This window comes from Caballeronia choica (assembly GCF_001544535.1).
Taxonomy (GTDB): Bacteria; Pseudomonadota; Gammaproteobacteria; order Burkholderiales; family Burkholderiaceae; genus Caballeronia; species Caballeronia choica.
This window is the reverse complement of record NZ_FCON02000041.1, coordinates 50,527-60,911: the sequence shown is the minus strand read 5'-3', so window position 1 is coordinate 60,911 and position 10,385 is coordinate 50,527. Positions and strand designations below refer to the sequence as shown.

Genomic DNA, 10,385 nt, shown 5'->3' with positions numbered 1-10,385 from the left:
CGACATGCCGCGCGACCCGAGCCTCTTTCACGGACTTGGCGATCCCTCCCGCTACGAAACCCCGCGCGTTCCGATCGCCACCCGAATGACTGCCTTATTGCCCGAAATACACGGGTTGCACGGCACCGGCCGGCGCCACGCGGCCGGACTGGGCCGAGCCGCTGGCCGACGCGCCGTAGCTCGTCTGCGCTGCATCGTTCTGCGCGAGAACGCGCGCTTGTGCGGCTTGGAGGTTCCCCGGGTATTCCGTATCGTTCGCGTTCGGGTTGTAGCCGGCCTTCTCGAGCTGGACGAGTTCAGCGCGCACTTGAGCACGAGTCACCGGCGCGTTCGATTGAGCGAACGATGCGACCGGAGCAGCGAGAACGGCGGCGACGACAACGGCTTGGATCAGCGACTTCATGATGAACTACCTCCAGATGGTTTTCTCTTTGCCGCGAACCCTTGTTCGCAGCCAGTGATTGCATTGTAAGGAGATGATTAAGAACATTTAAGCGCGCAGATTGGGATTCATTTTTGCGAATCGCGTAAGAGTCGGCGGGACGGTTCAACTCGAGCGTGCTACGCTCGTTACACGCAAGCTCACCCGCCCAACCGCCGACGATCATGTCCACAGCGCTCAGCATCGGCCTGATTTCCGACACGCATAACCTCGTGCGTCCCGAAGCGCTCGCGGCGCTGCGAGGCTGCGACCGGATCGTCCATGCGGGCGACATCTGCCGTCCGACGGTCCTCGATGCACTCGCGGAACTCGCGCCCCTCACCGTCGTGCGCGGCAACAACGATTCCGGCGAGCGCATCGACGAACTTCCGGAAGCGACGACGCTCACTGTCGGCGGCGTAACGATTTTCGTCGTCCACGATATCGCCGACGTGCCGCGCGAACTCGCGGGCATCGACGTCGTGGTGACGGGGCACTCGCACAAGCCGCTGATCGAGCGACGCGACGGCGTGCTGTTCGTCAATCCGGGCAGCGCGGGGCCGCGACGCTTCACGCTGCCCGTGACGCTCGGCTTGCTGACGATCGAACGCGGCAAACTCGAAGCGCGCATCGTGCCGCTTCTCGACTAGGCAGAAAAAAGCCGGCACAAGTGCATGCGCCGGCTTGGTTCACTTCACATTCGACAGCGCGATCACGCCCGAACCGTGCCTTCCGGGAAACGCTCGTCGTCCATCGCCGCGGCTTCGCGAGCGCCGCGCAACACCGCATGCGCTTCGGCGCGGCTTGCGACTGCGGGCGGCGAGCCCTTCAGCGGCTTCTTCGCGGTCTCGTGCAGCGCGAGCACCGACACGATCCCGATCACCGACGCGCCCATCAGGTAATACGCGGGCATCATCAGGTTGCCGGTCGCATCGACGAGCCAGGCGGTCACGAGCGGCGTCGTCCCGCCGAAGAGCGACACCGACACGTTGAAGCCGATCGCGAGCGCGCCGTAGCGGATCCTGGTCGGGAAGAGCGCCGGCAGCGCCGACGGCATCACGCCGGTGAAGCACGACAGCATCACGCCGAGAATCATCATGCCGCTGAAGATCGGCGCGATCGTTCCCATGCGAATGAGCTGGAGCGCCGGAATCGACAGCACGAGCAAGCCGATGCAACCCGCCAGCATCACGGGCTTGCGGCCGATCTTGTCCGACAGGTGGCCGGCGAACAACGTCATCGGCATCATCAGGACCATTACGACGAGCACGATGAAAAGCCCGTGCGTCTCGTTGAACTTGAGCGTCGCCGACAGATAGCTCGGCAGGTACGAGAGCGCCATGTAATCGGTCACGTTGAAGATCAGCACGAGGCCGACGCATTGCAGCAGCGGCTTCCATTGCTTCATCAGCGTGTCGCGGAATTGCTGCTTGGGCGTCGCGTGCGCTTCGGATTCGCGCTTGTCGGCTTCACGCTGGAACGCGGGCGTTTCCTCGAGCTTCATGCGGATGTAGAGGCCGATCAGCCCGAGCGGTCCGGCGACGAGGAACGGAATGCGCCAGCCCCACGACAGCAGCGACTCCTGCGACAGCGTGGCCGTGAGCACCGCGACGACACCCGCGCCCAGCACGTAGCCGACGAGCGTGCCGAATTCGAGGAAGCTCGACATGAAGCCACGCTTCTTGTCCGGCGAGAATTCGGCGATGAAGGTGGCCGCGCCGCCGTACTCGCCACCGGTCGAGAAGCCCTGCAGCAGCCGTGCGACGAGCAGCAGGAGCGGCGCGAAGATGCCGATCGACGAATAGCTCGGAATCAGGCCGATACAGAACGTGCCGATTGCCATCATGATCATGGTCATCGCGAGCACGCGCTTCCTGCCGATGCGGTCGCCGAGCGGGCCGAACACCATGCCCCCGAGCGGGCGCACGAGGAACGCGGCGGCGAACGTGCCGAAGGTGGCGAGCAACTGCGCGGCAGGATTGCTCGACGGGAAGAACACCTTGCCGAGCGTCACGGCGATGTAGCTGTAGACGCCGAAGTCGAACCATTCCATCGCGTTGCCGATCGCCATCGCGCCGACCGCGCGCTTGAGAAGCGATTGGTCGACGATGGTGATGTCGTCGACGGTGAGGTCCGCGCGTCGGTCGTGTTGCTGTTCGTGTGTGCTCCAAAGGCCGTCGTGTAGGGCGGTCATGGGTGGGGTAGCTCCGTGTTCAATGCCGGGGTCCGCGAGGAACGCAACCGGCGCGCTCGTTCAGACTGCTTCAAGCGCGTATTGCCAGGACATGCTGTTCAAAGTGCAGTTTCGCGACGATGCCGGAAGGCATGGTTGGCGGGTGTCGCCCGCGGCCCGGACTTTCCGAAGCAAAAAGCAAAGCCCGCGCATCGCAGGAAGTCGCGAAAGTGCACTCGATGAAAACAGCGCGAATTGGACGTTAGCGGACGGCGAACTCGAAAGTTGCCGCAGGTGTGCCGCCACGTCGACGAAAAGAAGGCTTGAAACGAAAAAGGCCGGCGTACTGCTGAAACCGACAAGCCTCTTTGTATAAAACTGTCACGAATCACATGTTGCCAGACGGATTGACCATCGAAGCTCGTGTGCGTGAATGAAGGTGAATTGCTGTTGGAAAGAAGAAGATGATATCACGATGACGCACGATGCGCAAACCGGGCGGTTTTCATATCATCTTGAAAAGGCTTGAATCCCTTGTGTGGCGTTGGATTGCGGAATTTGTGAGCGTACGCTTAACAGGGCATCGCGCGGGCCTGGCTCGCGTAAAAAAACCGGTCGCGGAGGACCGGTTTTTCGATGCTGCGGAGCCGGTTTCAGCTCTGCGGCGGGACATAACCCGAAGCGGTATCGGCGCCTTCGCCGAAGAAATACTTCTCCGTCTGCTTCAATAGATACTGGCGCGCGCGCGGATCGGCCATGTTGAGACGATTTTCGTTGATCAGCATGGTCTGCTGCTTGAGCCAGCCTTGCCACGCTTCCTTCGACACCGTTTCGTAGATCCGCTTGCCGAGTTCGCCCGGCAGCGGAGGGAAATCGAGTCCTTCGGCTTCCTTGCCGAGCTTCGCGCATTGAACCATTCGGGCCATTGTGTGTTTCTCCTGTGTCGACCAGAGTTGGCGGCTAGCGCATTATTCTGGTCCCGTGGTTGCCATATCGGGGGTAGCGGGGCGTCGCGATTTTCATCGAAACCTGCGGCCGCCCGGAATGTGGTCTACAGCTGTTTTTTCAGCACGAGCGACTTGCGTTGCCAGTTATAGAGCCGGCGGCGGTCTTCCGGCAAATCGTCGACGTTGACTTTCACGAAGCCGCGTTTCAGGAACCAGTGCTCGGTGCGCGTCGTCAGCACGAAGATATGCGTGAGGCCGCGCGCGCGGGCGCGTTGCTCGATGCGCTTCAGCAGCCGCTCGCCGTCGCCGGAGCCTTGCGCCTCGGGCGCCACCGTCAGGCACGCCATCTCGCCGATACGCTCCTGCGTGTACGGGTAAAGCGCCGCGCAGCCGAACAGCACGCCGTCGTGCTCGATCACCGAGAAGTGGTCGATGTCGCGCTCGATCTGGTGACGCCCGCGCCGCACGAGCGTGCCGTCGGATTCGAGCGGCTCGATCAGCGTGAGAATGCCGCCGACGTCGTCCGGCGTTGCTTCGCGAAGGCTTTCGAGATTCTCGTACGAGATCATCGTGCCGACGCCGTCGTGCAGGAACAGTTCGAGCAGCACGCTGCCGTCGAGCGCGTAAGGGATGATGTGCGCCCGCGCCACGCCGCCGCGGCAGGCGCGGATCGCATGTTTCAGGTAGAACGCGGCGTCGCCCTGCAGTTCGCCGCCTTCGTGCAGACGATAGGCGTCGTCGAGCGACATTTCGCGCATCAGCTCGCCTTCCGGGTCGACGAGGCCGTCGATCTCCGTGACGAAGATGATCTTGTCGGCGCGCAGCGCGATGGCCGCGGCGGAGGCGACATCTTCCATCGACAGGTTGAACGCCTCGCCGGTCGGCGAAAAGCCGAGCGAGGACAGCAGCACGAGCTTGTTGCTCGCCAGCGACTGGCGGATGGAATCGCCGTCGATCTTGCGCACGACACCCGTGTGCTGGAAATCGACGCCGTCCAGGATGCCGACCGGTCGCGCCGTCACAAAATTGCCCGACACGACGCTGATGTGCGCGTGCGCCATCGGCGTGTTCGGCAAGCCCTGGCTGATGGCGGCCTCGATGTCGAGGCGCACTTCGCCGGCCGCTTCCTTGGCGGATTCGAGCGCGCGGGCGTCGGTGATGCGCAGTCCGTGCGAGAACGACGATTCCACGCCATGCAGGCTCAACTGCTCGTCGAGCTGCGGGCGCGAACCGTGCACGAGCACGACGTTGATGCCCATCGCGTGCAACAGGCCGACGTCCTGCACGAGCGCGTTGAGCCGGCCTTCCTGCACGAGTTCACCGCCGAACGCGACGACGAACGTCTTGTTGCGGAACGCGTGGATATACGGCGCGACGGAACGCATCCAGTCGACGAACTGGCCGTGCGGATTCGGCGCTTCCGGTTCGGCCGCGGGCGCGTCTGCAACCTGCGACGGGACGGGGGGGAGGTCGGTTTGAGAATTCATGCGGGGATTATAATGCGACGCTATGCCGAATGTTTCCAAACACCCCGCCGATGCGGAGAAGCTCGATCCCCAGGAACAGTTGAAGAAGCTGCGTGAAAGTCTGCTGCGCGATGCGGAGGTGCGTCCCGGGGGCGCCGGTGATGAAGATCAGACAGAAGCGCTGAGCAAGAAGGAGGCGGCCGCGCGGCGGTTCGCGGGGGCTGGAGGCGCGACGGCGGCGCGGCCTGCTGTCGGCACGGCATCTCCGGCGGGTGCGAAAGCGCGCGCGGCGGGACCGGTTTCGCTACCGCGCGGGCCGCAGGTTTCTGCCGCGAGCGCGCAACAGGACAAGCCGGGAGCCGGTGCCGAAGATACGGCTCATCACGCGAAATCGCGCAGCGGCGAGCGTCATTCGAACCCCGACGTGCCGCGACGCGCGCCATCGCGACCGGAAGCGAAACGTGCGCGCGTTGATGAGGCGACGAAATCGGCACGTTCGGCGGAGCCGCTCAACGCAAAACCGTCGCCAACCCGCGCGCCGGACGATTCGAATCCCGCGGGCCGGCGAACGACAGAATCCGCCCGCGATGGATCGGCCACAAAAACGGTTCGAAGCGACGCCGATGCGTCGACGCGTGACCGGTCGGCGAGCACGGGACGCCCTGCAAACGAACGCGTAAGCCATCTGCCCCGAGGCGAGCAGCAGCGCGGGCAGCACGCCGAAAACCGCCAGCCAAAACGCGAGACACAGCAAGCAACCGCGAAGCCTTTGGAGTCGCGCGCCGATCGTCCGCCGGCGCAACGCGGCGCACAGCCCGCGACACCGCAATCCACCCAACGCGACAAACCGCGTCGCGACACCCCGCGCGAACGACGCATCGTCGAGCCGAACCCGATCCCGCCGATCACGTTCCCCGAAGCGCTGCCGGTCTCCGGCCGTCGCGAGGAAATCGCGCGGGCGATCGAAGCGCATCAGGTCGTGATCGTCAGCGGCGAAACCGGCTCCGGCAAGACGACGCAGCTTCCGAAGATCTGCCTCTCGCTCGGACGCGGCCTGGGCGCGGGCGGCTCCGGTTTGATCGGCCACACGCAGCCGCGCCGGATCGCGGCATCGGCGACGGGGCGGCGCATCGCCGAAGAACTCGGCACGCCGTTCGGCGAAGTGGTCGGGTACAAGGTGCGTTTCACCGATAACCTCTCGCCCGGCGCATCGGTCAAGCTGATGACCGACGGCATCCTGCTCGCCGAAACGCAGACCGACCCGCTGCTTGCTGCCTACGACACGATCATCATCGACGAGGCACACGAGCGCAGTCTCAATATCGATTTCCTGCTCGGCTATCTGAAAGAGATCCTGCCGCGCCGGCCCGACCTGAAGCTGATCGTGACCTCGGCCACGATCGACGCCGACCGCTTCGCCCGCCATTTCGGCAGCGACGAGAAACCGGCGCCGGTGATCGAAGTGAGCGGGCGGATGTTCCCCGTGGAAGTGCGCTACCGGCCGGTGCAGGAAGACAGTCCGGCGGTGAAGAACGCGCAGGGCACGCCGCAGAAGGAACCGCGTCAGAAAAGCGCGCGCGAGACCGATCGCGACCTGATGGAAGCCATCGTCGATGCCGTCGATGAACTCTGCCGCGAAGGTTCCGGCGACGTGCTCGTGTTCCTTCCCGGCGAGCGCGAGATCCGCGACGCCGCCGAAGCGCTCCGCAAGCACCATCCGCCGCACACGGAAATCCTGCCGCTCTTCGCGCGCCTCTCCGCCGCCGAGCAGGAGCGCGTGTTCAAGCCGTCGAACGCGCGACGCATCGTGCTCGCGACCAACGTCGCGGAAACGTCGCTGACGGTGCCGGGCATTCGCTATGTCGTCGATACCGGGATGGCGCGCGTGAAGCGCTATTCGTACCGGAACAAGGTCGAGCAATTGCAGGTCGAGCCGGTCTCGCAGGCGGCGGCGAACCAGCGTGCGGGCCGCTGCGGGCGTGTCGCGGACGGCGTGTGCATCCGTCTCTACGACGAAGCCGATTTCCAGTCGCGCGTGCGTTTCACCGATCCCGAAATCCTGCGCTCGTCGCTCGCGGCCGTCATCCTGCGGATGAAATCGCTGCATCTGACGGCAATCGAAACGTTTCCGTTCATCGAACCGCCGCCGGGCCGCGCCATCGCCGATGGCTATCAGTTGCTGAACGAGCTCGGCGCCGTCGATGACGACAACGCGCTCACGCCGCTCGGCCGCGAACTCGCGCGCCTGCCGCTCGACCCGCGCGTCGGGCGGATGATTCTCGCCGCGCGCGATCATCAGGCGCTGCGCGAGGTGCTCATCATCGCGGCGGCGCTCTCCGTGCAGGACCCGCGCGACCGCCCGATCGAAGCGCAAGAGCAGGCGGACCAGGCGCACCGGAAGTTCGTCGACGAGCGTTCCGAATTCCTGCAATGGACGCGCATCTGGGCCTGGTTCGAGGACGCGATCACGCACAAGAAGTCGAACAAGCAACTGACGGATGCGTGCCGCGCGAACTTCCTGTCGCATTTGCGCCTGCGCGAGTGGCGCGACGTCCATTCGCAATTGCTGACGGTGGTGCGCGAGCACGGCTGGCGGCTGAACGAATCGGAGGCGACGTTCGAGCAGGTGCATCTGTCGCTCTTGACCGGCTTGCTCGGCAACGTCGGCCTAAAAGCCGATGACGAGCCGTATTACCTCGGCGCGCGCGGCATCAAGTTCTATCTGTGGCCTGGGTCGGCGTTGCTGAAGAAAGCGGGGCGCTGGGTGATGGCGGGCGAACTGGTCGAGACGAGCCGGCTCTATGCGCGCACGATCGCGAAGATCGAACCCGAGTGGCTGGAGCAGGTCGGGGCGCATCTCTTGCGCCGCTCGCTTTCCGAGCCGCATTGGGAGAAGAAGGCGGCGCAGGTCGCGGCTTTCGAGCGCGCGACGCTACACGGGCTGACCGTCTATGCACGGCGGCGCGTGAGTTTCGGCAAGCAGGACCCGTCGCGCGCGCGGGAACTGTTCATCCGCGGCGCGCTCGTCGAAGGCGAGTTCGACACCAGGCTGCCGTTCTTCGCCCACAACCGCAAGCTCGTCGCGGATATCGAGCAACTGGAGCACAAGTCGCGCCGCCAGGACGTGCTCGTCGACGACGAACTGATCTTCGCGTTCTACGATTCGCTCGTGCCGGAGGGCATCTACACGGGCGCTGCGTTCGAGCGCTGGTATCGCGACGAAGAGAAGGCGGGCAAGACGCGTCTCCTGTTCCTCTCGCGCGACGACCTGATGCGCCACGAAGCCGCTGGCATCACGACCGACCTGTTCCCGAAGCGCATGACGATGGCCGGCATCGAAATGTCGCTGACCTATCACTTCGAGCCCGGCTCAGCGCGCGACGGCGTGACGCTCACGGTGCCGCTCTACGGCCTGAACCAGGTCGATGCGCGCCGCGCCGAATGGCTCGTGCCCGGCATGCTGAAGGAAAAGGCGCAATTGCTGCTGAAGTCGTTGCCGCAGAAGCTGCGGCGTCATGTCGTGCCGCTGCCGGAATTCGCGGCGGGTTTCGTCGATCGTCACGGCAGTCCGAAGTTCGGCGCGGGCGGCTTGCTCGAAGCGCTGATCGCCGATGTCCGCGAGCAGACGCAAATTGCGATGAAGGGCTCCGACTTCAAGCTCGAAACGCTGCCGGCGCATCTTTTCATGAACTTCAAGGTCATCGACGAGCACGGCCGGCAGCTCGCGATGGGACGCAACCTTGCACAGTTGCGCGCGGAACTCGGCGGGCAGGCACAGCAGCATTTCCAGAAGCTCGCGGCGGGCGCGACGCTATCGACGTCGGCGGATGCGTCGGACGATGCCGACCCGCAGGCCGCAGCGGCACCTTCGAGTACCGCGCTCTACGAAAACCTCACGACGTGGAACTTCGGCAAGCTGCCCGAGTTGCTCGAAATCCGTCGTCGCGGACAGACGCTGTTCGGCTATCCGGCACTCGTCGATCGCGGCACGCATTGCGATGTCGAAGTGTTCGATTCGCCCGAGGAAGCGGCGCGGATTCATCGCGCGGGTTTGCGGCGCTTGTTCGCGCTGCAACTGCGCGAGCCGATCAAGTATCTGGAGAGAAACCTCGGCGGCCTGCGCGAGATGTCGCTGCAATACATGGCGCTCGGCACGCAGGAAGAACTGCGCGACCAGATCATCGAGACCGCGCTCGACCGCGCGTGCCTACAAGACCCGCTGCCCGACGACGACGCCAGTTTTCACAAGCGTCGCGACGAAGGGAAAGGCCGGCTCACGCTGCTCGCGCAGGAGATCGCGCGGCTGACGGGGCTGATCCTCGCCGAGTACGCGGCGGCCGCGAAGAAGCTCGTGCAGGCCAAGTCGTTCGGCGCGGTTTATGCCGACATGCTGGCGCAACTGAATTCGCTGATCGGCAAACGCTTCGTGATCGATACGCCGTATGCGCAACTGACGCACTTTCCGCGATACCTGAAGAGCATCGCATTGCGCATCGACAAGCTGAAGGCCGATCCGTCACGCGATGGGCGTCTGTCCGCCGATTTGCAGCCGCTCGTGCAGAACTACCAGCGCGCGATTGCGCAGCGTGGCGGCGTCGCGGATGCGCGGCTCGGCGAATATCGATGGCTGCTGGAGGAATTGCGCGTGTCGCTCTTCGCGCAGGAGTTGCGCACGCCGATGCCGATTTCGGTCAAGCGGCTGTACAAGGTATGGGAGTCGATGCAGCGCTAGGCGTTGTAAGTCTGGAAAGCACGAGGCCGGCGTTTTGCGCCGGCCTCGTGCTTTTGCGTCGTGCAAGGCACGATGCGCGCTTACTTGAGTTGGTCGACCTTGACCGCACTGTCGGCCACTGCCGTGGTGGTGGCTTCCGGTTCGGCGACGGCCACTGGCACGATGACTTCAACCGGCGGTTCGTACTTGCGCCATTTGCCGTCGAGCAGGGTTTCGACGTTATCGCCGCACTTGCGATAGTAGTTGCGAGCCTCGTCGCGCGAATTGAAGATCACCTTCAACTGGCAAACGAACTGCGGTGCGCCGGCCTCGTTTGTCACGTTCAGCCGGTAATCCCATTCGCGGACGCCGAAGAAGCCTTCGCTATATTGCGGCCGGCCGATCAGCGCTGAAATCTGGCTCTTCGTCATGCCCGGCCTGAGCTTGCGCAGCGACTCGACGAGCGGGTAGGAGCCGTTGTGCGCCCACGTTGCCGCGTCCGGGGCTGGGAAGACCAGCTTGTCGTGCATGCCGTCGTCGGAAATCCGACTCAGCGAACCGCAGCCCTGGAGCAGCGCCGCAGCCGACAGCATGGCCGCCAATGCGGCCCACGCCGGCGCGCGGCGCGAGACGGTCTGGAGTGTGTGTTTCATCATGCTTGATTCAC

General features: G+C 64.4%; 7 protein-coding genes. 2 read left to right on the top strand and 5 right to left on the bottom strand.

The annotated features are described in order from the left end of the window. Nucleotides 1-94 precede the first annotated feature (94 nt). A complete protein-coding gene (locus AWB68_RS19285; protein WP_087645947.1) occupies nucleotides 95-403 on the bottom strand; it encodes a DUF4148 domain-containing protein in 309 nt (102 codons plus the stop codon). Nucleotides 404-606: 203 nt separating this feature from the next. Here AWB68_RS19285 and AWB68_RS19280 point away from each other — a divergent pair, with 203 nt between their 5' ends. Then, on the top strand, nucleotides 607-1,071 hold the full coding sequence (locus AWB68_RS19280) for a metallophosphoesterase family protein (protein WP_087645946.1): 465 nt from the start codon (nucleotides 607-609) through the stop codon (nucleotides 1,069-1,071). A gap of 62 nt (nucleotides 1,072-1,133) precedes the next feature. Here AWB68_RS19280 and proP read toward each other — a convergent pair whose 3' ends face one another. The 3 genes from proP to argA form a co-directional block, all read right to left on the bottom strand. Beyond that, nucleotides 1,134-2,615: a glycine betaine/L-proline transporter ProP gene (proP, locus tag AWB68_RS19275; protein ID WP_087645945.1), complete on the bottom strand. Its 1,482-nt coding sequence runs from the start codon at nucleotides 2,613-2,615 to the stop codon at nucleotides 1,134-1,136. Nucleotides 2,616-3,247: 632 nt separating this feature from the next. Next, a complete protein-coding gene (locus AWB68_RS19270; protein ID WP_062636188.1) occupies nucleotides 3,248-3,520 on the bottom strand; it encodes an oxidative damage protection protein in 273 nt (90 codons plus the stop codon). 125 nt (nucleotides 3,521-3,645) lie between these two features. Next, nucleotides 3,646-5,028, bottom strand: coding sequence for an amino-acid N-acetyltransferase (gene argA / locus AWB68_RS19265; RefSeq protein ID WP_087645944.1), 1,383 nt, complete (start codon nucleotides 5,026-5,028; stop codon nucleotides 3,646-3,648). Between the two features lie 22 nt (nucleotides 5,029-5,050). Between argA and hrpA the strand changes: the two genes are divergently transcribed. Further along, nucleotides 5,051-9,739, top strand: a complete 4,689-nt coding sequence (gene hrpA / locus AWB68_RS19260) for an ATP-dependent RNA helicase HrpA (RefSeq protein ID WP_235028411.1) — start codon at nucleotides 5,051-5,053, stop codon at nucleotides 9,737-9,739. 80 nt (nucleotides 9,740-9,819) lie between these two features. On the opposite strand, the gene AWB68_RS19255 is transcribed toward hrpA, so the two are convergent. Beyond that, on the bottom strand, nucleotides 9,820-10,371 hold the full coding sequence (locus tag AWB68_RS19255) for an outer membrane protein assembly factor BamE (protein WP_160110031.1): 552 nt from the start codon (nucleotides 10,369-10,371) through the stop codon (nucleotides 9,820-9,822). Between the last annotated feature and the right edge of the window lie 14 nt (nucleotides 10,372-10,385).

What these genes read in the sequence shown, in the direction of transcription:
- argA (WP_087645944.1), bottom strand. Translation starts at nt 5,028, where the DNA reads ATGAATTCTCAAACCGACCTCCCCCCCGTCCCGTCGCAGGTTGCAGAC.
- proP (WP_087645945.1), bottom strand. Translation starts at nt 2,615, where the DNA reads ATGACCGCCCTACACGACGGCCTTTGGAGCACACACGAACAGCAACAC.
- AWB68_RS19285 (WP_087645947.1), bottom strand. Translation starts at nt 403, where the DNA reads ATGAAGTCGCTGATCCAAGCCGTTGTCGTCGCCGCCGTTCTCGCTGCT.
- AWB68_RS19255 (WP_160110031.1), bottom strand. Translation starts at nt 10,371, where the DNA reads ATGAAACACACACTCCAGACCGTCTCGCGCCGCGCGCCGGCGTGGGCC.
- hrpA (WP_235028411.1), top strand. Translation starts at nt 5,051, where the DNA reads ATGCCGAATGTTTCCAAACACCCCGCCGATGCGGAGAAGCTCGATCCC.
- AWB68_RS19280 (WP_087645946.1), top strand. Translation starts at nt 607, where the DNA reads ATGTCCACAGCGCTCAGCATCGGCCTGATTTCCGACACGCATAACCTC.
- AWB68_RS19270 (WP_062636188.1), bottom strand. Translation starts at nt 3,520, where the DNA reads ATGGCCCGAATGGTTCAATGCGCGAAGCTCGGCAAGGAAGCCGAAGGA.